The 22,031-nt window shown below is 69.9% G+C and carries 24 protein-coding genes and 1 pseudogene; 14 read left to right on the top strand and 11 right to left on the bottom strand.

Annotated elements, in window-relative coordinates:
- Nucleotides 1–143: 143 nt before the first annotated feature.
- On the bottom strand, nt 144–1,718 hold the full coding sequence (locus tag ACFVZW_RS31860) for a S8 family peptidase (RefSeq protein ID WP_384528701.1): 1,575 nt from the start codon (nt 1,716–1,718) through the stop codon (nt 144–146).
- Nucleotides 1,719–1,896: 178 nt separating this feature from the next.
- Here ACFVZW_RS31860 and ACFVZW_RS31865 point away from each other — a divergent pair, with 178 nt between their 5' ends.
- Nucleotides 1,897–3,039: a threonine synthase gene (locus ACFVZW_RS31865; protein WP_384528704.1), complete on the top strand. Its 1,143-nt coding sequence runs from the start codon at nt 1,897–1,899 to the stop codon at nt 3,037–3,039.
- On the opposite strand, the gene ACFVZW_RS31870 is transcribed toward ACFVZW_RS31865, so the two are convergent.
- Nucleotides 3,011–3,493, bottom strand: coding sequence for a cupin domain-containing protein (locus tag ACFVZW_RS31870; RefSeq protein WP_384528707.1), 483 nt, complete (start codon nt 3,491–3,493; stop codon nt 3,011–3,013). The two genes, ACFVZW_RS31865 and ACFVZW_RS31870, sit on opposite strands and share 29 nt — an antisense overlap.
- A 133-nt stretch (nt 3,494–3,626) precedes the next feature.
- Between ACFVZW_RS31870 and ACFVZW_RS31875 the strand changes: the two genes are divergently transcribed.
- On the top strand, nt 3,627–4,058 hold the full coding sequence (locus ACFVZW_RS31875) for an ester cyclase (RefSeq protein ID WP_384528710.1): 432 nt from the start codon (nt 3,627–3,629) through the stop codon (nt 4,056–4,058).
- A gap of 46 nt (nt 4,059–4,104) precedes the next feature.
- On the opposite strand, the gene ACFVZW_RS31880 is transcribed toward ACFVZW_RS31875, so the two are convergent.
- Together ACFVZW_RS31880 and ACFVZW_RS31885 are read right to left on the bottom strand one after the other, a co-directional pair.
- A complete protein-coding gene (locus ACFVZW_RS31880; RefSeq protein WP_384528713.1) occupies nt 4,105–4,377 on the bottom strand; it encodes a hypothetical protein in 273 nt (90 codons plus the stop codon).
- A 232-nt stretch (nt 4,378–4,609) separates the two neighbouring features.
- Nucleotides 4,610–4,831 (bottom strand): hypothetical protein, encoded by a 222-nt coding sequence (locus ACFVZW_RS31885; protein ID WP_384528716.1) that lies wholly within the window; start codon nt 4,829–4,831, stop codon nt 4,610–4,612.
- A gap of 329 nt (nt 4,832–5,160) precedes the next feature.
- On the opposite strand from ACFVZW_RS31885, the gene ACFVZW_RS31890 reads away from it, so the two are divergent.
- The gene (locus ACFVZW_RS31890; RefSeq protein WP_384528719.1) at nt 5,161–5,562 is read left to right on the top strand and encodes a LysR family transcriptional regulator; all 402 of its coding nucleotides are present in this window, start codon (nt 5,161–5,163) and stop codon (nt 5,560–5,562) included.
- Nucleotides 5,563–5,627: 65 nt separating this feature from the next.
- Here the strand turns inward: ACFVZW_RS31890 and ACFVZW_RS31895 are convergent, their stop codons facing one another.
- Nucleotides 5,628–6,197 (bottom strand): TetR/AcrR family transcriptional regulator, encoded by a 570-nt coding sequence (locus ACFVZW_RS31895; RefSeq protein WP_384528722.1) that lies wholly within the window; start codon nt 6,195–6,197, stop codon nt 5,628–5,630.
- A gap of 115 nt (nt 6,198–6,312) precedes the next feature.
- Between ACFVZW_RS31895 and ACFVZW_RS31900 the strand changes: the two genes are divergently transcribed.
- The 4 genes from ACFVZW_RS31900 to ACFVZW_RS31915 all read left to right on the top strand — a co-directional run bounded on the left by ACFVZW_RS31900 (nt 6,313) and on the right by ACFVZW_RS31915 (nt 10,303).
- Nucleotides 6,313–7,005: an SDR family oxidoreductase gene (locus ACFVZW_RS31900; protein ID WP_384528725.1), complete on the top strand. Its 693-nt coding sequence runs from the start codon at nt 6,313–6,315 to the stop codon at nt 7,003–7,005.
- Between the two features lie 57 nt (nt 7,006–7,062).
- A complete protein-coding gene (locus ACFVZW_RS31905) occupies nt 7,063–8,118 on the top strand; it encodes an aldo/keto reductase (RefSeq protein WP_384528728.1) in 1,056 nt (351 codons plus the stop codon).
- A 136-nt stretch (nt 8,119–8,254) separates the two neighbouring features.
- Nucleotides 8,255–9,259: an NADP-dependent oxidoreductase gene (locus ACFVZW_RS31910; RefSeq protein WP_384528764.1), complete on the top strand. Its 1,005-nt coding sequence runs from the start codon at nt 8,255–8,257 to the stop codon at nt 9,257–9,259.
- A 177-nt stretch (nt 9,260–9,436) separates the two neighbouring features.
- The gene (locus ACFVZW_RS31915) at nt 9,437–10,303 is read left to right on the top strand and encodes an alpha/beta fold hydrolase (RefSeq protein WP_384528731.1); all 867 of its coding nucleotides are present in this window, start codon (nt 9,437–9,439) and stop codon (nt 10,301–10,303) included.
- A 199-nt stretch (nt 10,304–10,502) separates the two neighbouring features.
- On the opposite strand, the gene ACFVZW_RS31920 is transcribed toward ACFVZW_RS31915, so the two are convergent.
- The 3 genes from ACFVZW_RS31920 to ACFVZW_RS31930 form a co-directional block, all read right to left on the bottom strand.
- Nucleotides 10,503–10,916, bottom strand: coding sequence for a PIN domain-containing protein (locus ACFVZW_RS31920; protein ID WP_384528734.1), 414 nt, complete (start codon nt 10,914–10,916; stop codon nt 10,503–10,505).
- The gene (locus tag ACFVZW_RS31925) at nt 10,898–11,182 is read right to left on the bottom strand and encodes a hypothetical protein (protein ID WP_384528737.1); all 285 of its coding nucleotides are present in this window, start codon (nt 11,180–11,182) and stop codon (nt 10,898–10,900) included. Before ACFVZW_RS31925 ends, ACFVZW_RS31920 begins: the two co-directional genes overlap by 19 nt.
- 433 nt (nt 11,183–11,615) lie before the next feature.
- A complete protein-coding gene (locus ACFVZW_RS31930; RefSeq protein WP_384528740.1) occupies nt 11,616–13,799 on the bottom strand; it encodes a DEAD/DEAH box helicase in 2,184 nt (727 codons plus the stop codon).
- Between the two features lie 110 nt (nt 13,800–13,909).
- On the opposite strand from ACFVZW_RS31930, the gene ACFVZW_RS31935 reads away from it, so the two are divergent.
- Both ACFVZW_RS31935 and ACFVZW_RS31940 read left to right on the top strand, forming a co-directional pair.
- Complete coding sequence (locus ACFVZW_RS31935; RefSeq protein WP_060180502.1) at nt 13,910–14,179, top strand: type II toxin-antitoxin system Phd/YefM family antitoxin; 270 nt, start codon at nt 13,910–13,912, stop codon at nt 14,177–14,179.
- The gene (locus tag ACFVZW_RS31940; RefSeq protein WP_030207783.1) at nt 14,172–14,435 is read left to right on the top strand and encodes a type II toxin-antitoxin system RelE/ParE family toxin; all 264 of its coding nucleotides are present in this window, start codon (nt 14,172–14,174) and stop codon (nt 14,433–14,435) included. Before ACFVZW_RS31935 ends, ACFVZW_RS31940 begins: the two co-directional genes overlap by 8 nt.
- A gap of 84 nt (nt 14,436–14,519) precedes the next feature.
- Here the strand turns inward: ACFVZW_RS31940 and ychF are convergent, their stop codons facing one another.
- Entirely contained in the window at nt 14,520–15,608 is a 1,089-nt protein-coding gene (ychF, locus tag ACFVZW_RS31945) for a redox-regulated ATPase YchF (RefSeq protein WP_384528745.1), read from the bottom strand.
- A 172-nt stretch (nt 15,609–15,780) separates the two neighbouring features.
- Here ychF and ACFVZW_RS31950 point away from each other — a divergent pair, with 172 nt between their 5' ends.
- Nucleotides 15,781–16,386 (top strand): DUF6542 domain-containing protein, encoded by a 606-nt coding sequence (locus tag ACFVZW_RS31950; protein WP_384528748.1) that lies wholly within the window; start codon nt 15,781–15,783, stop codon nt 16,384–16,386.
- Between the two features lie 302 nt (nt 16,387–16,688).
- Here ACFVZW_RS31950 and ppgK read toward each other — a convergent pair whose 3' ends face one another.
- Together ppgK and ACFVZW_RS31960 are read right to left on the bottom strand one after the other, a co-directional pair.
- Nucleotides 16,689–17,432 (bottom strand): polyphosphate--glucose phosphotransferase, encoded by a 744-nt coding sequence (gene ppgK, locus ACFVZW_RS31955; protein WP_384528751.1) that lies wholly within the window; start codon nt 17,430–17,432, stop codon nt 16,689–16,691.
- 66 nt (nt 17,433–17,498) lie between these two features.
- Nucleotides 17,499–18,527: a 4-hydroxy-3-methylbut-2-enyl diphosphate reductase gene (locus ACFVZW_RS31960; RefSeq protein ID WP_384528753.1), complete on the bottom strand. Its 1,029-nt coding sequence runs from the start codon at nt 18,525–18,527 to the stop codon at nt 17,499–17,501.
- Nucleotides 18,528–18,608: 81 nt separating this feature from the next.
- Between ACFVZW_RS31960 and ACFVZW_RS31965 the strand changes: the two genes are divergently transcribed.
- The 4 genes and pseudogenes from ACFVZW_RS31965 to ACFVZW_RS31980 form a co-directional block, all read left to right on the top strand.
- Entirely contained in the window at nt 18,609–19,952 is a 1,344-nt protein-coding gene (locus ACFVZW_RS31965; RefSeq protein WP_384528756.1) for an APC family permease, read from the top strand.
- Nucleotides 19,953–20,293: 341 nt separating this feature from the next.
- On the top strand, nt 20,294–21,514 hold the full coding sequence (gene xseA, locus ACFVZW_RS31970) for an exodeoxyribonuclease VII large subunit (protein WP_384528759.1): 1,221 nt from the start codon (nt 20,294–20,296) through the stop codon (nt 21,512–21,514).
- A gap of 10 nt (nt 21,515–21,524) precedes the next feature.
- A complete protein-coding gene (locus ACFVZW_RS31975; RefSeq protein ID WP_384528761.1) occupies nt 21,525–21,758 on the top strand; it encodes an exodeoxyribonuclease VII small subunit in 234 nt (77 codons plus the stop codon).
- 174 nt (nt 21,759–21,932) lie between these two features.
- Nucleotides 21,933–22,031, top strand: a pseudogene (locus tag ACFVZW_RS31980) (nitroreductase family protein); the annotation flags it as partial.

Raw genomic sequence — 22,031 nt, forward strand, 5'->3', positions numbered from 1 at the left:
TGGGCGGCGGCCGCCCCCCCCCCCCCCTGCCGCGCCCGGTCGCGCGTGGTCGGGGTGTCGCCCGGGGGCGGCCGGGGGGGGGGGCCCCCCGGCGCCCCCCCCCCCCTCACTGCTCATGTTCTAGCGTGCGGAAGAACTCCCGTTCAGAACTGCAGCGCCCAGGAGTCGATCTTCCCGGTGTCGAGGCGCGCGTTGTCGCTGACCCGGAGCTTCCACGTGCCGTTGGCGACCTCGGAGGAGGCGTTCACCGTGTACGTGGTGTTGATGTTGTCGGAGCTGCCGCCGGTGCCGTACCCCTTCAGCGTGTACGCCGTGCCGTCGGGAGCGATCAGCTGGACCTGAAGGTCACCGATGTAGGTGTGAACGATGTTCACAGGCACCTGGAGGGCGGAGGGCGCGTTGCCCGCGACGCCGCTGACGGTGACCGGGGACTCGACGGTCGTGTTGTCGGCGATGGCGAAGTCCGCGGTGTTCTCGAACTTCTTGCCGGGCGGCGGGGTCGTGCCGCCGCCACCGACGAAGAGGAGACGGTTCGGCGAGCCGGTGCCGGGGCTGCCGACGACGTTCGGCGTGGCGGCGTTGGTCAGCGCCGTCGAGACCTGGGCCGGGGTGGCCGCCGGGTTGTCCGCGAGGTAGACCGCGGCCGCGCCGGCGACGTGCGGGGTGGCCATCGACGTACCGGAGATGGTGTTGGTGGCGGTGTCGTTCGTGTTCCAGGCCGAGGTGATGGAGGAGCCCGGGGCGAAGATGTCCAGCACGCTGCCGTAGTTGGAGAAGCTGGAGCGGGCGTCGGTGTTGGTCGTGGAGCCGACCGTGATCGCCTCGGTGACGCGCGCCGGCGAGTAGTTGGAGGCGTTGGAGTTGTCGTTGCCCGCGGCGACGGCGTAGGTGACGCCGGACGCGATCGAGTTGCGCACGGCCTGGTCGAGGGCGGTGTCGACCCCGCCGCCCAGGCTCATGTTGGCGACGGCCGGCTTGACGGCGTTCTGCGTGACCCAGTCGATGCCGGCGACGACCTGCGCGGTCGTGCCGGAGCCCTGGTTGTTGAGCACGCGGACGCCGACGATCTTGGCCTTCTTGGCGACACCGTAGGAGGATCCCGCGACGGTGCCCGCGACGTGCGTGCCGTGACCGTGGCCGTCCTGGGCGACGTTGTCGTTGTCGATGGCGTCGTAGCCGTTGAAGGCCCGGCCGCCGAAGTCGCTGTGGGAGATGCGGACGCCGGTGTCGATGATGTACGCCGTCACGCCCTGGCCCGCGCTGTCCGGGTAGGTGTAGCTCTGGTTCAGCGGAAGGGCCCGCTGGTCGACCCGGTCCAGGCCCCAGGAGGGCGGGTTGGGCTGCGTGCCGGTGACCTTGAAGACGCGGTTCTGCACGACGGACTTGACCGCGGGGTCGGCGGCGAGCTTCTTCGCCTGCGCCTCGCTCAGCTCGACGTTGTAGCCGTTCAGCGCCGACGTGTACGTCCTCTTGATCGTCGCGCCGTGCTTGGCCGCGACCGCCCGGCCCTTCGAGGTCTCCGCCTGGGCGGACTCGTCGAGGGTGACGATGTAGCTGCCCTCGATCGTCCCGGGGGCGCCGGCGTTGAGGATCACGCCTTCGGCGGCGGCCTCGGCCGCCGTGGCCGGGAGGGTGGAGGCGGTGCCGAGGGCCAGGGCGGCGACGGCTATGGCGCTGGCGGCGACGAGTCTGCGCCGCGAGTCACGCATCACTGACATGTGAGGGATCCTCCTCATTGGTGGTGCGCTGCTGTGGGGGTACGGCAGGGACATGTCAAAGTGACGCAGGGGATCCACGCCGTTTCGAACGTCCGGCTGCCGAGCGAAAGATTGACGGATCCATAGGAATCACACAAGGCCTGCGAGCACCCCGTCACACGCGCGACACACCGCTGCCATGCTGATGACCATGACCTCCTACATCTGTCCCCGATGCGGTGTCCAGGCCCCCGCCGATGCCCTCACCTGGTGTTGTCCGCAGTGCCGTGGCCCCTGGGACCTGGAGTTCGCCAGTGCGCCCGTGCCACTCAAGTCCCTTGCGTCACGCGTGAATTCATTGTGGCGTTACGAAGAGGCGCTGCCGCTGGCGACCGAGATCCCGCATGTGACCCTCGGCGAGGGGCGCACACCGCTGGCCCCGCTCACCGATGCGGTTTCGGCCAAACTCGACTTCCTCATGCCGACGTTGTCCTTCAAGGACCGGGGCGCGGTCATGCTCGCCGAGCTGGCCCGCCGCCTCGCGCAGGGCGGCGGCCTGCGCCGCGTCCTCGCCGACAGCAGCGGCAACGCGGGCACGGCGATCGCCGCGTACTGCGCGCGGGCGGGCCTCGACTGCGTGGTCTACGTACCGGACGGCACGTCCCCCAAGAAGCTGGAGCAGATCCGGGCGCACGGCGCGCGGCTGACCGTCGTCCCCGGCGACCGCGAGGCGACGGCGCGGGCGGCCCGGGAGGCCGCCGACGAGCCGGGCACGTTCTACGCCTCGCACGTCCACAACCCGCACTTCCTGCACGGCACCAAGACGTACGTGTACGAGCTCTGGGAGGAGCTCGGCGGCGTGCTCCCGGACACGGTCGTGGTCCCGGTCGGCAACGGCACCCTGCTCCTGGGCGCCGCGCTGGCCATCGAGGAGCTGTACGGCCACGGGCTCGTCGACACCCGCCCGGCCCTGGTCGCCGTACAGGCCGAGGCGGTGTCCCCGCTGGCCGCGGCGTTCCACGCGGGCGCCGATGAGCTGACGGAACCGGCGCCCGTGCGTCCCACCCTCGCCGAGGGCATCGCGATCCCGAACCCGCCCCGGGCCCGCCAGATCCTGCGCGCGGTCCGCGAGACGGGCGGGACGTTCCTGACGGTGACGGAGGATCAGATCCACGCGGCCCAGCTGGACCTGGCGCGCCGGGGCCTGTTCGTGGAGTCGACGGGCGTGGCCTGCTGGGCCGCCGTGCGCGCGACGGCCCCGCGCCCGGGCCTGACCGTCGTACCGCTGTGCGGCGCGGGCGCGAAGACGGGCCTCAGTCCGTCCAGTACGTATCGTGCTTGAGGAAGAACTCGGCCCGCTCGTCGTCGGTCATCCGCGCGACCGTCGACACCTTCTCGAAGTACTCCTCACGGGGCGCGCCCGGCGCGAAGAGCAGGAGCATGGAAGCGGGCGCGTCGGAGTCGTTGCGGAAGGCATGCAGCCCGCCGGTCGGGACGTACAGGAAGTCCCCCTTCTCGGCATCGACCCACTGGGCGCCGTCGTAGAGCCGAACCGTCCCGTCCAGGATGAAGAACGTCTCGGAGATCGTCTTGTGGAAGTGGGTGGAGGGGCCGCCGGCCTTGGGGGTCATGTCGACCCGGTAGAGGCCGAACTCACCGCCGGTGGAGGCGGTGGTGGCCAGATAGTGCGTCCGGGTCCCATTGGCGGCGGTGAGGTCGGCGGGCGTGCCGGCGGGGCGGAAGGCGGCGCTGACCTCGCCTTTCTCGCCGAGGTAGCGGGGTTCGGGGTACGACACGGGATGTCTCCGTTCGCTGTGCGTCTCAGGGGCGTCGTCGACTCTCGATCATGGTCCCCCGGTGGGAAAATAGAGGAACCGGACAACACCGGACTCTCGGACACCACTCGGATCCGAGCCACGGAGGTGGATCATGGGAGAGGCGCGCACGGTCATGGACCGTCTCACCGAGGCGATGACGACCTCGGACCCGGACGGCAAGGCGATCGCCGACCTCTACGCCGAGGACGCCGTCGCGATCACCCCGGACGTGGGCGAGGTACGGGGACGCGACGCGATCGTCGAGTACTTGCGCACGATGACCGACTCGGTCCCGGAGGCCACGTACACGTCCCTGAACAAGTACGAGATCGGCGACACCGCGATCGACGAGGGCATCTTCAGCGGCCGGAACACGGGCCCGATCCTGCTCCCGACCGGCGAGACGCTGCCGCCGACGGGCAAGGAGGTCAGCATCCGCGGCGTCGACATCGCGACGGTCAGGGACGGCCGGATCGAGAGCTACCGGCTGTACTACGACCAGCTGCAGTTCCTGGACCAGCTGGGCCTGCTGCCGGAGGCCTGAAGGCGTCCGAGGCGGTGAGCCCGCACGTGCGCATCCCGCCGTGGCGTCAGACCCGGTTCGAGAGGTAGTGGTGCAGCACGGGGCCCAGTTGCGCCAGCCAATGGTGGAGTTGGGCCTTGCGCTTGGCGTCGACCCGGCACTCGTACAGCATTCCGCTGGGATGGACGACGGCCACCATGAGGACGGCGCCGCCGTGCGGGGACGGCGCGTGGTGCACGGTGGCGACGGCGGCCCAAGGGAAGTCCATGATCTGGCCGTTGATCTCCAGGGACACCCCGGACGGGTCCACGATCACGGAGTTGCGCCGGTCGTGCGCCACGAACTCCGGCCCTTGACCCGGCGGCGGCGCCCCGTACGGCCCGGGCACGGGGGACCCGTAGGGAGCCTGGGGTGCTCCGTACGGGGGCGGCGCCGGTACTTGGGGTGCTCCGTACGAGGGCGGTGTCGGTACCTGGGGAGCTCCGTACGGGGGCGGTATCGGTGTCGGGGGGCCGAACCCGGGCGGTGTTGTCATGTCCCCAGTATGGCCGCCCGGTCGCATCCCCCTCCGATCAGCCCGTCCGCTCCAGTACGGGGTCCCCGCAGCTGTCGGGGTCTTCCCGGACCAGCAGCACGGGCTCCGACTCGCTCCCGCCGACGATCAGATACCGGGCCCTCGCCGGCCGCTCGTCCCACAGACCACCGGGCGCGAAGCACCCCACGGGCACCAGCACCAGGACCGCCACCACCAAGGCGACCTTCCGCGCCCGCGTCCTCACGAGCCGACGCGCCACGCTCGACGGTCTCATCGGATCAGGACCCCCGCAGGAACGACTCGGAAATGACAAGGTGCCCGACTCCGAGGAGCCGGGCACCTTCCGACCGGTGTCGAGCCGATCAGACGTTGAAGCGGAACTACCCCACAAGGCTCTGACCTGCGGCTATATAGGCGCATCCCAGCACCATCCCAGCACGGGATTCGCGACAAAATACGAGAGAGCCCAAGATCACCAATGGTAGACAACGGATCCGACCCGAGCAGCGAAATCGAGTAACTGGCCGGCTCCCATGCGCGGACGTTGGCAAGCGGCGCCTTCTGAGGGAACTGGCACGCGAATGCGGCATGAGCGCCTGGGGCCTGTCGCAGAAAGCTCACCGATGCCGTATCACCATCCACCCTCCGGGCGGCTACAACGGCCTCGGCCACCTCGAGCTCCCCCTGCAGCTCTCACCGGCGATGCAAGCTGTCACCGACGGCCGCGAAGCCCTGGACCGGCTGCGCACCATCGTCCAGGTCGCCGGCCACGACAGCATTCCCGCGGCCGCCGACAGCTTCTACGGCGGCAGGAGCACCACCCTCGCCCAGCGCATCCGCGCGATCGAGCACGGGGCCGGCTTCCGGATCATCGACCGGGACACCCGCCCCCTCGCGCCAACGCCCCGCGGGCGCGACTTCCTCCGAGAAGCACAGCAGATCCTGCGCATCGCAGACGACGCCGAACCAATCCGGCACGATCCACAGTGAGCACAGGGCCAGGTGCCGCAGATAGTGTCAGCTCGGCCCCGTGTTCGCTGGATCACCCGCATCGCCTACTCGACCGCCGCGCCCCTGATCAAGGCTGCGTGCGCGGCGGCAAGGATCTCCTCCGAGAGCGGGGATCCCTTGGTGGCCCGGGACAGGACCAGCGCACCGAACAGGGTGCAGAGGCGGACGATGCCGTCCTGGTCGTCACCGCCGAGGAAGCCGGCGAAGTCGGCCACCCCCTCGGTGTAGACACGACGGGCCTCACGACCCCCGCCTTCGCGTGCGATGTCCGTGGCGAGCGCGGCGACCGGGCAGCCGTCCGCCGGGTCGTCGCGGTGTTCGACGGAGAGGTAGGTGTCGATCAGAGCCTGCTGGGCGGCGTCGCGCTGCCCCTCGTGCCGCTCCAGCCCGGCGCTGTAGCGCTGGGTGATCTCGTCGAAGGCGTGGGCGGTGGCCTCGTCGACGAGCGCCTCCTTGGAGGCGAACTGCTTGTAGAAGCCGCCGTGAGTCAGGCCGGCCGCCTTCATCAGGTCGGCGACGCTCACCTGAGTGCCCTGCTCCCGGAACAGCCGAGAGGCGGTCTCCACCACCCGCCTGCGGTTCTCCTGCGCCTGCGCCTGCGATACGCGGCCCATGGCCACCTCCATTTGGATGTCGACTGGCATCTATCGTAGACCCGTGTTTAGATTGGTTGCATAATCTAAACCGTGCGGGTAGCTCGACGGCACCCGCCGAAGACCAGGAGCAGGCATGGAACTGAACAACGCGGTCGCGGTCGTCACGGGCGCCAACCGGGGCCTCGGACGGCACCTCGCCGCCCAGCTCGTGGAGCGCGGCGCGAAGGTGTACGCGGCCGCCCGCCGCCCCGAGACCGTCGATGTGCCGGGCTCCGTCCCGCTGCGCCTCGACGTGACGGACGAGGCATCGATACGGGAGGCCGCCCGCATCGCGTCGGACGCGACCCTGCTGATCAACAACGCGGGCATCTCCACCGGCGCGACGCTGATCGAAGGCGACACCGATGAGGTGCGCCGGGAGATGGAGACCAACTTCTACGGCCCGCTCGCCGCGACCCGCGCCTTCGCCCCCGTCATCGAGGGCAACGGCGGCGGCGCCGTACTCAACGTCCTGTCCGCCCTGTCCTGGTTCCACCCGGCCGCCCTCGGCTCCTACGCCGCATCCAAGGCCGCCGCCTGGGCACTGAGTGACGCGACTCGCGAAGAGCTGGCGCCCCGGGGCATCGCCGTCTCGGCGCTGCACGTCGGCTACATGGACACCGACATGGCCGCCGGTGTCCCCGCCGACCAGAAGGTCGCCGCCGCCGACGTCGCGGCCCAGGCCCTGTACGGCATCGAGACGGGCCTGCCCGAGATCCTCGCCGACGAGGCCAGCCGGTACGTCAAGCAGAGCCTGTCCGCGGCACCCCAGCCGAACGCAGGCTGACGCTCACCCCTCCACCCCGGCGCGACCGCCTTCCCACCCCTCATGCAAGGACATCTCATGCGTTACACGGCCTTCGGACACCGGACCGGACTGCGCGTGTCCGAGTACGCGCTCGGCACGGCGAACTTCGGCACCGGCTGGGGTGCCGGCGCCGAGCCGGACGAGGCACGCCGCATGTTCGACCGGTTCGCCGAGGCGGGCGGCACCTTCCTCGACAGCGCGGACGGCTACCAGTTCGGTGAGTCGGAGGAGCTGACCGGAAAGCTGATCTCCGCCGACCGCGAGCACTTCGTCCTGGCCACCAAGTTCGCCCTGGGCTCCGCTCCGCAGCCGGACATCTCCAGGACCGGCAACAGCCGTAAGAACATGGTCGCCTCGGTGGAGGCCAGTCTGAAGCGCCTGGGCACCGACTACATCGACCTGCTGTGGGTGCACTTCCCCGACGAGCTCACTCCGATGGAGGAGCTCCTGCGCGGTCTCGACGACCTGGTGAGCGCCGGCAAGATCCACCATGCCGCGCTGTCCAATTTCCCCGCCTGGCGTGTCTCGCGAGCGGTCACCCTAGCGGACCTGAAGAGCTGGACCCCGATCGTGGGCATCCAGCACGAGTACAGCCTCGTCGAGCGCACCGCCGACCGTGAACTCCTGCCCATGGCCGAGAGTCTCGGGCTCGGTGCCGCCCTGTGGTCCCCGCTCGGCGGCGGACTGCTCACCGGCAAATACCGCAGCTCCGCCGAGGGACGTCTGAGCGACCTGGGCATGGTCATCCACACCGAGAGCACCGACCAGAAGACCGCCGTCGTCGAAGCCGTCCTGGCCATCGCCCAGGAGGCCGGGGTGACGCCCGCCCAGGTAGCGGTCGCCTGGGTGCGCGAGCGCGCCGCCCGGTCCGTGGCCACGCTCGTCCCGATCATCGGCCCGCGCAACCTCGCCCAGCTCGACAGCTACTTCGGCGCCCTCGACGTCCAGCTGACCGACGAGCAGTACACCCGCCTGACCGAGGTCAGCGCGGTGCCGCTCGGCATGCCCCACGAGGGGATTGCCGCCTCCCTGGACCGCCTCCAGGGCGGCGGCGCCGACAGCGTCGACGGCCGGGTCGTGCCGGTGGCCTGAAGGGCCAACGCGGCTGAGGGAAGCGGCGCCCCGCACTGCAGCCAAGAAAACGCCACAAACTATCTCGTACTGGGATAAGCCCGGGACGAACGAAGACCCCGTCCTCCCACGGACGGGAATCGGAACGGAGATGACGATGAAGGCCTTCATGGTCGAGAAGTACGGTGACGCGACCGGGATGCGCGCCGCCGAGATGCCCGACCCCCAGGTGGGCGCCGACGACGTCCTGGTCAGGATCCACGCGGCGAGCGTCAATCCGCTGGACATGAAGATCCGCGACGGTGACCTCAAGGCGATCCTGCCCTACCGTCTCCCGCTCGTCCTGGGCAACGACCTCGCCGGGACCGTCGTCCGCGTCGGATCGTCCGTCACCCGCTTCGCGGTGGGCGACGAGGTCTACGCGCGGCCTGACAAGGACCGCATCGGCACCTTCGCCGAACTCCTCGCCGTCCACCAGGACGACCTGGCGGCCAAGCCCGCCACGCTCACCATGACCGAGGCCGCCTCCCTTCCCCTGGTCGCGCTGACCGCCTGGCAGGCCCTGGTCGAGCGGGCCCGCGTACAGCCGGGTCAGAAGGTCCTCATCCACGCGGGCGCCGGCGGCCTGGGATCCATCGCCGTCCAGCTGGCCAAGGCACTGGGCGCGCATGTGGCCACCACCGCGAGCACTGCCAAGGTCGGCCTCGTCAAGAACCTCGGCGCGGACGAAGTCATCGACTACCGCACGCAGGACTTCTCCGAAGTCCTCACCGGCTACGACGTCGTCCTGGACTCCCTCGGCGGCGAGAACCTCGCCAAGTCCCTGCGCGTCCTCAAGCCCGGCGGCCTGGCCATCTCCGTCGCGGGCCCGCCCGACCCGGCCACCGCCCGCGAACTCGGCTCGAACCCGGTCCTGCGTCTGGCCATCACCGCCCTCAGCGCCAAGACCCGGCGCCAGGCGAAGCGTCTCGGTGTGACGTACTCCTTCCTGTTCATGAAGGCCAGCGGTGACCAACTGCGCGAACTCACCGCCCTCATCGACGCCGGGAAGATCCGCCCGATCGTCGACACCGTCTTCCCGTTCGACGAGACCCTCCAGGCCATGGAGTACGTCGAAAAGGGCCGGGCGAAGGCCGGCAAGGTCGTCGTCTCCATGACGTAGGACGGGCGCGCCGGCATCGACCGGCTCCGCCAGATCCCCACCCGTGTCGAGCAAGGCGTCGTGCGCCCGGTCGCGGGCAAGGCGCCCGGCTTCGCCAGGAGCGCCGTCGTCATCAGCCCTCAGCTGCCCCTCCGCCACCCGCGGCGGGCGACCGGAAACACACCAGGAGAGACCATCATGAGCAGCGCCGGCACCCCGAACGAACCCGTCATCACCTCGTACGCCCACGCCCCGACCCGCACCGTCACCGCCGGCGGCGTCACCTACGCATTCCGCGAGCTGGGACCCAAGGGCGGCGTCCCCGTCGTGTTCTTCGTCCACCTCGCCGCCACCCTGGACAACTGGGACCCGCGCATCATCGACCCCATCGCGAAGGGCCGTCACGTCATCGCCTTCGACCAGCGCGGTGTCGGGGCCTCCACGGGCCAGGTGCCGGACAGCATCGAGGCGATGGCTGATGACGCCTACACCTTCATCACGGCGCTCGGCTTCGACAAGATCGACATCTTCTCCTTCTCCCTCGGTGGCATGATCGCCCAGGCCCTGGTGGTGAAGCACCCCGAGCTCGTCCGCAAACTCGTCCTCACCGGCACAGGCCCCAAGGGCGGCAAGGACATCGACAAGGTCGCCGCCATCACGTACTGGGACATGCTGCGCGCCACCCTGACCCGGTCGGACCCCAAGGAATTCCTGTTCTTCAACCGCAACACCACCGGCAAGTCCGCCGCGCGCGCGTTCGTCAACCGGCTCAAGGAGCGCACTGCCGACCGCGATGCGAAGGTCAAGATCAAGGCATTCCAGACGCAGCTGAAGGCGATCAGGAAATGGGGGCGCTCCGCCCCTGACGACCTGTCGCAGCTCGCCCAGCCCACCCTGATCGCCAACGGCGACAACGACCGCATGGTGCCCTCGGTCCTCTCCGAGGACCTGCACCGACGCATCAAGGACAGCGAGCTGATCATCTACCCCGACTCCGGTCACGGCGGCATCTTCCAGCACCACCAGCAGTTCGCCCCCCTCGCGGCCGAGTTCCTCACCCGTTGACCACCGGCGAACACCGCAACTGCACGTTCGGCGACCAGGAAGAGACACAACCCGGGCCGGTGGTCGGCGACCGACGGGGTGCAGAGCTCGATCCCCACGGACCGGAAGATCGACGGCGTCGCCGAGGTCACCTTCCAATCGGCGCTTGCTCGCCTCGCTCTATCGGGCACTGCCCTTTCGCACCGCGGACCAGGGGAAATCACACCACCACGAGCCGGACTCGATCGCCGCAGAGCTTGACCATGTCGTCGATATCGGAAGTCAGCATGACCACGGGGCGATGCTGTCGCAGTGCCGCCTCGGCGACCGCCGCATCGATGGCGTACTTGTGCCCGTGCAGGCCGGCATCCATCAGCAGCTTCGAGGCCGCCCTCGCCTCCTCGTCACCCACCGGAACCACACGCAGCCCCGAGAGCAGCCAGTTCAGTCGCGCCTTGTTCGTACGGGCATGCACGGCCTCGATGATGGTGAGCGCGCAGATCACGACCTCCATGCCGCGCGAGCGCGCCTCAGCGACCAGAGCCGCCACCTGCTCGTCGTCGGCGAGCAGCTTCGAGAGCCCCTCACTGTCGAGGACCAGCGTCCCCTCGTGACTCAGCCTGCGGCGGGCCACTCGGCCTCCTCGGCGAACACCTCGTCGAAGACCTGCCGCGCCCGCTGACGAGCCGGCTCGGAGACCGGCCCCTTACGGCTCTCGTAGTCCGCCAGGTACTCGTCCAGAACCTGCCCGCGCAGCTCACGCTCGACCGCATCGGCGATGAACGCGGAGAACTCCCGCTTCCCCACCCGCGCCCGGATCGCCTCCGCAGTCCCCTCCGGCAGCGACAGGCTCACCCGCGTCGCCGGCCCTTCCCCGATGCTGTACGTCGTCTCACCCATACCCTAAGTGTGTCAAACGAGTAGGAAAAGCGCCACGATCTGCGCGGATCCCCGGAGTCGCGAAGAAGGCGTGTGGACGGAGCCTCTCCCGCCACCCCTCGCATCGGGCAGCGCAACGCCCGAGACCCAGCACGGGCGTTCCATCCCATCCCAGCACCGTCCCAGCACGGTACGGATGACCAGGGGTGTTGACAGGTGACGAGGGGTCAGCTATCCCAGCACCATCCCAGCACGGGAAAGAACTAAGGGCCCGACTCCGAAGAGTCGGGCCCTCTCTGACCTGCATGTTTGCCAGATCAGCGACGTGGTGATAGGTCAGCGGCTAGACGTTGAAGCGGAATGTCTGCGGCCCGCTCCTGACCCGCAACGGAGCCCCGTAAAGCCCCCTGACCAGGCGTTTCTCCGTTGGCCTGCGTTGGGTCCCGACGGTCGCTTACGGGTGTCCTGCGGACTCTTCGCGGACCGCTCCCAGCCGCGCCTGCTCCTCCTCGACGATCTGGCGGGCCATCGACGTGTCCGACACATCGACCGCGTCCGGCGTCGACTCCGCGACCGCGCTGCGACGTGCGTACGCGTCGAACAGGCGGGTCTTGTTCTTCAGCATCTCCACCATCCGCTCGTCCACCCCGCGGGTGGTGAGCAGCCGGTGCACCCGGACCGAACGCACCTGCCCCATGCGGTGGGCCCGCGCCACCGCCTGGTGTTCGATGGTCGGCTTGATCTGAGGCTCACAGATGATCACGACGGACGCGGCCTGCATGTTGAGCCCCACCCCCGCCGCCTCGATCTGCGCCACCAGCACCGCGTGACCCGGCACGGCGGCGAACTCGTCCACCAGCTGCTGACGGCGCGCGGGTGCCACGCTTCCCGAGATCGGGCCGAACACCTGACCGCCACCATTGCTCCGCGCGCCATCCAGCGCGTCCTTCACCGTTCCAAGGACGTCCCTGAAGTTGGAGAACACCACCACCTTCAACCCATTCTCGGCGGCGTCCTCGACGATCTCGCGCAGCCGGTTCAGCTTGGCCGACTTCTCAGGGCGCGCGTACGCCGCTCTGCGCATCGCCATGAAGTTGCCGGCGCGCACGGCCTCGCGGTAGGCATCCTCGTCCGACGCGCTCAGCTCCTCCCACTCGTCCGTCTGCTGGAGCGCGGGCAGTTCAGTCAGAACATCCTGCTGGTTTCGGCGCAGATAGACCGGGGCGACGGCCTTCCGGAAGGCCTTAGAACCGGCCACTCCGTCACGGTCGCCGACAGCCCCTGCCAGGTGGGGCTGGAGAATCTGCACAAGGCTGCGAAACTCGGCGACTCGGTTCTCCATGGGCGTGCCGGTCATGAAGAGAACGCGTTCGCAGTGCCCGGACCATTCGGTCACGACCTGGGAGCGACGCGTCTTCGGATTCTTCACGTAGTGCGCCTCGTCCACGACCAGCATCCCCAGCTCGCCGCCTCCGGGGGCCGGGAAACCGCGCAAGGCGTCGAAGGTAGTCACCCCTACGCCGCCCCGCCCCTTCCAGTCGGCGAACGCTTCCTGCCTGTCGGGGCCATGAAGAGGCATCACTCGCAGCTTGCTGCGGGCCTCGATCTCGCGTGTCCAGTTGATCAGGACGCTGGCCGGGCAGACGACCATGAAGTGGCTCTGCCCCTCGGCGGCGAGATGAGCCAGAGCAGCGATGGCCTGGATGGTCTTGCCGAGCCCCATCTCGTCGCCAAGAATCACCTTGCGTTGCGCCAGAGCGAAGCGCGCCCCGAAGGCTTGATAGCCACGCAGCGACACCCGTCGGAGAGTGTCATCAAGCATCTGATCGCGGACCCGCTCGGCAACTTCGTCGGGCAGGAACCCCTCGGCGGCGGCGGTGTCGGGTCTGCGGCCGGAGATCTCCGCGAGCAGGCTGTAGTACTCGGCGGAACGCAGCTCGAAGTCGACCCAGGCCGCAACCTCGGTCGACGTACCGCGCAGCAGATCCACCGAGGCCTGTGCAAGCAGCTCCGGCACACCGCCCTGCGCTGCTTCCTCGGTCAGCCTGCGGACCTCTGCAACGGCCTCCAGCGCCCGAGCTCGCTTGACCTGCCCCACCAGCAGCATCCGCAGCCGCCCGGCGGCCGGCTTGGCCTCGGCCAGCAGCGGACCGAGCCGCTCCGAGAGAGCCGCAGCCGTATCGACGGCTCGCCGCGCATCGGGGCCCGCTTCCACCAGCACATGCAGGGCCATGACAAGTGAGGTGGTTCGCGGCTCCGGCCGATCCACGTCGATGTGGACGGCGATGGCCTCCCGAACGGCATCAGATATCTGACGTGCCGCCGCGATGACCTGATCGGCGGTCCGCTGCCCCACGCCAGGAATCTGTCGCAACCGGTAGGGACCGGCATCGAGTACCTGCCGGATCGACCGTAGCCCGCTCCTCTCGACTTCCCCGAGCCTCAGCCAGCCCTCGGTGACCTCCTTCAGCCGGGCCACTGGGATGGCGTCCAGCGCCTGTTCCGCTGCCGTATCGCAGATCGGCTTAAGCGCCGCCCGAACCGCCTCGACAGCCCGCCCGTGGTCACCGGCCACCACCTGCGCCGCCTCGTACAGCCGCCCTCCCGCGGCAACCGCCTCCCGCTCACTGCGCCCCATCCCGCCCCGGCCCCTTTCGCCATGTCCCCGCATACTGCCACCGCCGCCCCCGGCACCGACCGGAGCCTGCAGACATTGTGTACACATGGCACACTCGGTACCCTTGAGGCATGACTCAGCCGCTTCCCATAGAGTCCATCCGCGACGTACGCGCTCACTTGGCCGAAGTCGTCGAACGGGCCGACCGCGACGACGTGCCCACTGTCATCACCCGTCGCGGCAAGCAGGTCGCCGCCGTGGTCTCGATCGAGGTGCTGCGCAAGTACCAGGAGTGGGAAGAGCGCGAGATCAACCGCATCATCGACGAGCGCATGGCGAGCCCGGCCGCCGGCGTCCCGATCGAGGACGTGATGAGGGAGACGCTGGCACGCAGTGAGTGACTATCGCACGGTGTTCCGGCCCGAGGCCCAGGCCGAGCTGCGCAAGATCCCGCGTGACATGGCGCTTCGCATCCTGGCCAAACTGACAGAGCTGGAGAGCGACCCCTTCGGCTTCAACACCACCGCACTCGTATCCCAGCCTGAGCGCCGCCGTCTACGGGTCGGCGACTACCGTGTCGTCTACACGATCGACAACGGGGAGCTGGTGGTATGGGTCGTACACGTCGGACACCGCTCCACGGTCTACGACACGTAGCTGCTCCCGGTTCTGCGGACTCTTGCGGACAGCAGAAGGGCCTGACCTGCATCCTCGCAGGTCAGGCCGCCTCTGGTTACGCGATCACACGTTGAAGCGGAACTCCACCACGTCGCCGTCCTGCATCACGTACTCCTTGCCCTCCATGCGGGCCTTGCCGGCTGCGCGGGCCTCGGCCACCGAGCCCGTTTCCACGAGGTCGGCGAAGGAGATGACCTCGGCCTTGATGAAGCCCTTCTGGAAGTCGGTGTGGATCACACCGGCCGCCTCCGGGGCCGTCGCGCCCTTCTTGATCGTCCAGGCGCGGGATTCCTTCGGGCCGGCCGTCAGGTAGGTCTGGAGGCCCAGGGTGTCGAAGCCGACGCGGGCCAGGATCGCGAGGCCCGGCTCCTCCGCGCCGACGGACTGGAGGAGCTCCATGGCGTCCTCCTCGTCCAGCTCGGCGAGGTCCTGCTCCAGCTTGGCGTTGAGGAAGATCGCCTCCGCCGGGGCGACCAGCGCGCGCTGCTCGTCCTTGAAGGAGTCGTCGGTCAGCTCGTCCTCGTCGACGTTGAAGACGTACAGGAACGGCTTGGTGGTGAGGAGGTGCAGGTCGTGCAGGAGCTCGGCCTTGTCCGAGCCCTGGAGGATGCCCTGTGAGAAGAGCGTGTCGCCCCGCTCCAGGATCTCCTTCGCCGCCTCGACCGCCGCGACCTTCGGGGCCACGTCCTTCTTGATGCGGGCTTCCTTCGCCAGCCGCGGCAGGACCTTCTCGATCGTCTGCAGGTCGGCGAGGATCAGCTCGGTGTTGATCGTCTCGATGTCGTCCTTCGGCGAGACCTTGCCGTCGACGTGCACGACGTTCTCGTCCTTGAAGGCGCGGATGACCTGGCAGATCGCGTCCGACTCGCGGATGTTCGCCAGGAACTTGTTGCCCAGGCCCTCACCCTCGCTCGCGCCGCGGACGATGCCCGCGATGTCCACGAAGTCGACCGTCGCCGGGAGGACCCGCTGCGAGCTGAAGATCTCCGCCAGCTTCGTCAGGCGGGGGTCGGGGACACCGACGACGCCGACGTTCGGCTCGATCGTGGCGAACGGGTAGTTGGCCGCCAGGACGTCGTTCTTGGTCAGGGCGTTGAACAGGGTCGACTTGCCGACATTCGGCAGACCGACGATTCCGATCGTGAGCGACACGGTGGCGACTTCCTGGAGTACGGATGGGGGTGCGGTGGTGGGCCGATCCCCCAGTTTACGGGGGGTCCGAACCGGCCTGCGACGCCGACCTTCGGCCGATCTCGACGGCAACGTCACCCAAAGGGCGTGTCCTGGACCGTCCCTGCACCCCTTCCCGACCTACGTTGGTGTAGTGGAGCAGCAACGGACAAGTCAGCCTCAAGGCCGCCGACGGCCCCAAACGCCTCTCACGCCGCCCGGCGCGCTCGTGGAGGGCGCCGCCGTCTACCGCGTCGCCGCCCGTCCGGGCCGCCCCGGCAGCGGCCGGGTCGAGCGGGCCGAGCCCGTGCGCCGGCCCGTGCCGCCCGTCGCCCTCGCGATGCGACGGCTGCCCAACCCGAGGCTGACCGGCCTCGGCGCCGGGCTCTTCGCCTCCGCCACCATGCTGGTGCTCGGCCTCCTCGACCAGCTGCTCCTCGACGGCTCCCCGCTCGCCTACGGCCTGCTGTTCCTGCCGGTCAGCGCCCTGACCGCGCTCTGGGTCCGCACCGCCGACCTCGTCACCGCCCCCATCAGCGTGCCGATCGCCTTCGCGGTCGGTGTCGTGCCGATCGCGGGCGGCACCGGGGGCTTCGGCGGACAGGCCATGGCCGTCGTCACCGCCCTCGCCGTGCAGGCCGGGTGGCTGTACGGCGGCACCCTCGTCGCCGGTCTCATCACCTGCGTCCGGAAGGTACGGCACATGGCCCGCCGCCAGCGCCTCGCCGCCCGCACACCCCAGCGGATCCGCCGCCCGTAGGCCGGACAGTCCGCGCAGGCCCGCCACGCTCCGCGGCTCGCAGGCCGGAGAGTCCCGTAGGACCGGTCATGCTCCGCGGCCCCGGCGGGCGGAGAACCGCGCAGGCCCCGCCACGCTCCGCGGCTCGCAGGCCGGAGAGTCCCGTAGGACCGGTCATGCTCCGCCGCCCCGGCGGGCGGAGAACCGCGTAGGCCCGCCACGCTCCGCGGCTCATAGGCCGGACAGCCCCCGCAGGCCCGGCCTGCGGTCGAACATCCCCCGCCGGTCGCAGACCGGGGCGATCCGCCCCTCGCGTGCGAGCCCTATCCCGCCCGCGCCGCCATCGCCGCGCCCACGATCCCCGCGTTGTTCTCCAGCTCCGCCGGCACGATCTCCGCCCTGATCCCCTCGATCAGCGGCAGGAACTTGTCCGCCTTCCGGCTCACTCCCCCGCCGATGATGAACAGCTCCGGCGAGAACAGCATCTCCACATGGGCCAGGTACTTCTTCACCCGCCGCGTCGCCCAGTGCTCCCAGCTGAGCTCCTCGTCCTCCTTGGCCTTCGTCGACGCCCGCTTCTCCGCGTCGTGGCCCTTCAGCTCCAGGTGGCCCAGCTCCGTGTTCGGCACGAGCCGGCCGTCCACGAAGAGCGCCGAGCCGATGCCCGTACCGAGCGTCAGCAGGATCACCGTGCCCTTGCGGCCCCGGCCCGCGCCGAAGGTCATCTCGGCCACACCGGCCGCGTCCGCGTCGTTGAGGACCGTCACCGGGAGTCCGCCCAGGCGTTCGCCGATCAGCCGGCCCGCGTCGACGTCGATCCAGGACTTGTCGACGTTCGCGGCCGTACGGATCGTGGAGCCCGTCACGACACCCGGGAAGGTCACCCCGACCGGGCCCGACCAGCCGAAGTTCTCCACGACCTCGACGACGCATCCCGCCACACCTTCGGGTGTGGCGGGATGCGGGGTCAGTACCTTGTGGCGGGGCTCGGCCAGCTCTCCGCGCTCCAGATCCACCGGAGCGCCCTTGATGCCCGAGCCGCCGATGTCCACTCCGAAGACGTTCATGGACCCCACGGTAAGGGCTGTGGCCGGGAGTTACTCCTTGAACGCCACCCCTCGGAGGGGTGTGTCCTACTCCTGTACGAGCTTCGCCGCCTCGGCGCGCAGGTCCTTGTTCCGGAGCTCCTTCGGGAGCGAGAACGTCAGCGACTCGTCGGCCGTCTTGACGATCTCCACGTCCGCGTAGCCGCGCTCGGTGAGCCAGGCCAGGACCTCCTGGACCAGGACGTCCGGGACCGAGGCGCCCGACGACAGGCCGACCGAGGTGACGCCCTCCAGCCACGCCTCGTCGATCTCGCTGGCGAAGTCGACCAGGTACGCGGCCGGCACGCCGGCCTGCTTGGCGACCTCGACCATGCGGATCGAGTTCGAGGAGTTCTTCGAGCCGACCACGATCACCAGCTCGGCCTGGCCGGCGAGCTCCTTGATGGCCAGCTGACGGTTCTGCGTGGCGTAGCAGATGTCGTCGGACGGCGGGGAGATCAGCTGCGGGAACTTCTCCTTCAGCGCGTCCACCGTCTCCATCGTCTCGTCGACCGAGAGCGTGGTCTGGGAGAGCCAGACGACCCTCGACGGGTCGCGGACCTCGACCTTGGCCACGTCGCCGGGGCCGTCGACGAGCTGGATGTGGTCGGGGGCCTCGCCGGAGGTGCCGATGACCTCCTCGTGGCCCTCGTGGCCGATCAGGAGGATGTCGAAGTCCTCATTGGCGAACCGGACCGCCTCCTTGTGCACCTTCGTGACCAGCGGGCAGGTCGCGTCGATGGTCTTCAGGCGGCCCTCGCGGGCCTCCTCGTGCACGGTCGGGGCGACGCCGTGCGCGGAGAACATCACGATGTTGCCCGGCGGCACCTCGGTCGCCTGGTCGACGAAGACGGCGCCCTTCCGCTCCAGGGTCTGGACGACGTACTTGTTGTGCACGATCTCGTGGCGTACGTAGATCGGCGCGCCGTACTGCTCCAGGGCCTTCTCCACGGCGATCACGGCACGGTCCACGCCCGCGCAGTAGCCGCGGGGAGCGGCGAGCAGGACACGCTTCGGGCGGTTCGTCGTGGTCGCGGTCTCGGGCGTCGACGCGGGCGTAGCAGTCATGCGTCCCATCGTAAGGCCGCGTGATGGCACGGCCGGCTACGGCCGCGTCGGTGCGGCAACTGATCGAGACCGTGGCCGAGACTGGAGCGCATGGCCGAGGAAGCACAGGTGGCAGCGCACACCGGACTGCGGCGGACTCTCGGGTTCCGCGACCTTGTCGTCTACGGGCTGCTCTTCATCGCGCCCATGGCCCCCGTCGGCGTCTACGGCACCCTCGACGCCAAGTCGCACGGCGCTGTGGCGCTCGTCTACATCGTCGCCACCGTCGCGATGGCCTTCACCGCTTTCAGCTACGCCCAGATGGTGCGGGTCGCCCCCCTGGCCGGCTCGGTCTTCACGTACGCCCGCAAGGGCCTGGGCGAGGGGCCGGGGTTCATCGCCGGGTGGATGGCGATGCTCGACTACATGCTGATCCCGGCCGTGGCGTACCTCTTCGCCGGCATCGCGATGGAGGCGCTGGTCCCGGAGGTGGACCGGTGGGTGTGGACCGCGATCGCGGTGGTCGTCACGACGCTGCTCAATCTGTGGGGGGTGCGGGCGGCCGCGCGGGTCGGCTTCGCGGTGCTCGCCATGGAGATCGTGGTGCTGCTGATCTTCGTGGTGTCGTCGGTGGTCGTCCTCGTCCAGGACGGGGCGCGGCGCGACTGGTGGTCGCCGCTGGGCGGGGACGGGACGTTCTCGACGGCGGCCGTGTTGGGCGCGGTGTCGGTGGCCGTGCTCTCGTACCTCGGCTTCGACGCGATCGCCTCGTTCGCGGAGGAGGTCACCGGGGGGTCGGAGAAGGTGGCGCGGGCGGTGCTGTTCTGCCTGGCGCTGGCGGGCGTGCTGTTCGTGGCCCAGACGTACCTGGTGGCGCTCCTCGAACCGCTCTCCTCGGCGGAGCTGGCGGAGGATCCGGCGAAGCAGGGCTCGGCGTTCTACGACGCGGTGGACGTGTCCGTGGGGACGTGGCTGCACGACCTGGTGGCGGTGTCGAAGGCGATCGGCGCGGCATTCGCGGCGCTCGCCGGGCAGGCGGCGGCGGGCCGGCTGCTCTTCGCGATGGCCCGGGACCGGCGGCTGCCGCATCTCCTGGCCCGTACGGACTCGGGCGTACCGCGGGTGGCGCTGCTGCTCGCGGCGACGGTGACGATGGTGGCGGCGGTGTGGGCGGCCCAGCGGGACGACGGCCTCGACCACCTGGTGTCGGTGGTCGACGTCGGGGCACTGACGGCCTTCGTACTGCTGCACGCGAGCGTGGTGGGGTGGTTCGCGGTGCGCCGGATGGAGGGACCGCCGCACTGGCTGTGGCACGTGGCCATGCCGGTGGTGGGGGCGGTGATCCTGATCGCGGTGATCGTGGAGGCGTCGGTGGCGGCGCAGGTGGTGGGCGTGATCTGGCTGGGAGTGGGGCTGGTGGTGCTCGCGGTGCAGGGGACTGCGCGCGAGAGGTGAGGGGGTCGGGTTACGGGGGTGGGTGGGCGGGCCGCAGGCGGAACGGAGGCGGCTACGCCCGGGGGTACGGGGGTGGGCGCGGGCGACCCGAAGGCCGCGCAGAGGCGGGTACGCGCGGGGCACGGGCAGAGGCGCGCGCCGCGGGCCGCACAGAGGCGGATACGCCCGGGGCTTGCCTGGGCGTGAGCCTGCGGTGGCTCCGGCGCCGCGGTCCGGGACGCGGGCGCGGGGTCGGTCGCGGGCTCCCCCGGCGGCCGGTCTCCGCGCGGCCGCGGGCTCCCGCGGCGCTCCGGCGTCGACGTGCTCTCTCCGATGTCCGACCGCGCCACTACGCTCGGCGCATGGGTCTCAATACGTCCGCCGAAGCGCCGCTGCCCGTCGGAGAGGTCTCCCGGCTGATCGGGGGGTGGATCGACCGGCTCGGTGCCGTGTGGGTCGAGGGGCAGATCACGCAGTTGTCCCGGCGACCCGGGGCCGGGGTCGTCTTTCTGACGCTGCGGGATCCCTCGTACGACATCTCCATCGGCGTGACCTGCTACCGCCAGGTGTTCGACGCCGTCGCCGACGTCGTCTCCGAGGGCGCCCGGGTCGTCGTGCATGCGAAGCCCGAGTGGTACGCACCGCGCGGGCAGCTGTCCCTGCGGGCGGTGGAGATCAAGCCCGTCGGCATCGGGGAGCTGCTGGCCCGCCTGGAGCAGCTGAAGCGGAGCCTGGGCGCCGAGGGTCTCTTCGCGCTCGACCGCAAGAAGCCCCTGCCGTTCCTCCCCCAGCTCGTCGGCCTCGTCGTCGGCCGCGCCTCCGCCGCCGAGCGGGACGTCCTGGAGAACGCGCGGCGCCGCTGGCCCGCCGTCCGCTTCGAGGTCCGCAACGTCGCCGTGCAGGGCGTGAAGGCCGTGCCCCAGGTCGTCCAGGCCGTGAAGGAGCTCGACGCCCACGACGGGGTGGACGTGATCATCGTGGCCCGGGGCGGCGGCAGCGTGGAGGACCTGCTGCCGTTCTCGGACGAGCAGCTGATCCGCGCGGTCGCCGACTGCCGTACGCCGGTGGTCTCCGCGATCGGCCACGAGCCGGACTCCCCGCTGCTCGACCTCGTCGCCGACCTGCGCGCCTCCACGCCGACCGACGCCGCCAAGAAGGTCGTACCGGACGTCGGCGAGGAGCTGGACCGCGTGCAGGGCCTGCGGGACCGGGCGCTGCGGACCGTACGGGGGCTGCTCGACCGGGAGGAGCGCGGACTCGCGCACGCGCTGGCGCGGCCGGTCATGGAGCATCCGCAGCGGATGGTGGAGCTGCGCGAGGACGAGCTCGACGCGCTGCTGGCCCGAAGCCGGCGGACGCTCGGGCATCTGCTCGACCGGGCCGATTCGGAGCTCTCGCACACCCGGGCGCGGGTCCGGGCCCTGTCGCCCGCCGCGACGATGGAGCGTGGGTACGCCGTGCTCCAGCGGGCGGACGGTTCGGTCGTGCGGTCCCCGGAGGAGGTCGCGATGGACGAGGAGCTGCGGGCCAGGGTCGCGGCGGGTGAGTTCGCGGTGCGGCGCGTTGTCGGACCGGACGCATAGGGTGGATTGCATGGCAGCCACCACGGAAGAGGCGCTCGGATACGAGCAGGCACGCGACGAGCTGATCGAGGTCGTTCGACGTCTGGAGACGGGCGGTACGACCCTGGAGGAGTCGCTCGCGCTCTGGGAGCGTGGCGAGGAATTGGCCAAGGTCTGCCGGCGTTGGCTGGAAGGCGCGCGAGCACGGCTCGACGCCGCGATGTCCTCTTCCGAGGACGGCGAGACCGAGGACGCCGCCGAGTAGCGACCCCGAAGGCCGCCGCTTCGGAAGCCCCGAGGCTCGGAGATCCGGCGGCTTCGGAAACCCATGACGATGTGAAGCGGATCACTATCCGCATAGATTAGTTGAAAGTTAACCAATCACCGTCGTACGGTGAGGGCATCGCTAGACCCCGCAGCAGTTCGGAAGGTACGCAGCATGTCCCTCGCTCTTGACCCCGCCGCCCAGGACCTCCTTTTCCGTGAGGCCCGCACCGCCAACACCTTCACCGACGAGCCGGTGACCGACGAGCAGGTC

Source organism: Streptomyces sp. NPDC059567 (genome assembly GCF_042735655.1).
Lineage (GTDB): Bacteria > Actinomycetota > Actinomycetes > Streptomycetales > Streptomycetaceae > Streptomyces.

Bases quoted from the DNA above. Each gene is read 5' to 3' on its own strand.
- ACFVZW_RS31860 (WP_384528701.1), bottom strand. From the start codon at position 1,718: ATGTCAGTGATGCGTGACTCGCGGCGCAGACTCGTCGCCGCCAGCGCC.
- ACFVZW_RS31865 (WP_384528704.1), top strand. From the start codon at position 1,897: ATGCTGATGACCATGACCTCCTACATCTGTCCCCGATGCGGTGTCCAG.
- ACFVZW_RS31875 (WP_384528710.1), top strand. From the start codon at position 3,627: ATGGGAGAGGCGCGCACGGTCATGGACCGTCTCACCGAGGCGATGACG.
- ACFVZW_RS31890 (WP_384528719.1), top strand. From the start codon at position 5,161: ATGAGCGCCTGGGGCCTGTCGCAGAAAGCTCACCGATGCCGTATCACC.
- ACFVZW_RS31895 (WP_384528722.1), bottom strand. From the start codon at position 6,197: ATGGGCCGCGTATCGCAGGCGCAGGCGCAGGAGAACCGCAGGCGGGTG.
- ACFVZW_RS31900 (WP_384528725.1), top strand. From the start codon at position 6,313: ATGGAACTGAACAACGCGGTCGCGGTCGTCACGGGCGCCAACCGGGGC.
- ACFVZW_RS31905 (WP_384528728.1), top strand. From the start codon at position 7,063: ATGCGTTACACGGCCTTCGGACACCGGACCGGACTGCGCGTGTCCGAG.
- ACFVZW_RS31910 (WP_384528764.1), top strand. From the start codon at position 8,255: ATGAAGGCCTTCATGGTCGAGAAGTACGGTGACGCGACCGGGATGCGC.
- ACFVZW_RS31915 (WP_384528731.1), top strand. From the start codon at position 9,437: ATGAGCAGCGCCGGCACCCCGAACGAACCCGTCATCACCTCGTACGCC.
- ACFVZW_RS31925 (WP_384528737.1), bottom strand. From the start codon at position 11,182: ATGGGTGAGACGACGTACAGCATCGGGGAAGGGCCGGCGACGCGGGTG.
- ACFVZW_RS31930 (WP_384528740.1), bottom strand. From the start codon at position 13,799: ATGGGGCGCAGTGAGCGGGAGGCGGTTGCCGCGGGAGGGCGGCTGTAC.
- ACFVZW_RS31935 (WP_060180502.1), top strand. From the start codon at position 13,910: ATGACTCAGCCGCTTCCCATAGAGTCCATCCGCGACGTACGCGCTCAC.
- ppgK (WP_384528751.1), bottom strand. From the start codon at position 17,432: ATGAACGTCTTCGGAGTGGACATCGGCGGCTCGGGCATCAAGGGCGCT.
- ACFVZW_RS31960 (WP_384528753.1), bottom strand. From the start codon at position 18,527: ATGGGACGCATGACTGCTACGCCCGCGTCGACGCCCGAGACCGCGACC.
- ACFVZW_RS31965 (WP_384528756.1), top strand. From the start codon at position 18,609: ATGGCCGAGGAAGCACAGGTGGCAGCGCACACCGGACTGCGGCGGACT.
- xseA (WP_384528759.1), top strand. From the start codon at position 20,294: ATGGGTCTCAATACGTCCGCCGAAGCGCCGCTGCCCGTCGGAGAGGTC.
- ACFVZW_RS31975 (WP_384528761.1), top strand. From the start codon at position 21,525: ATGGCAGCCACCACGGAAGAGGCGCTCGGATACGAGCAGGCACGCGAC.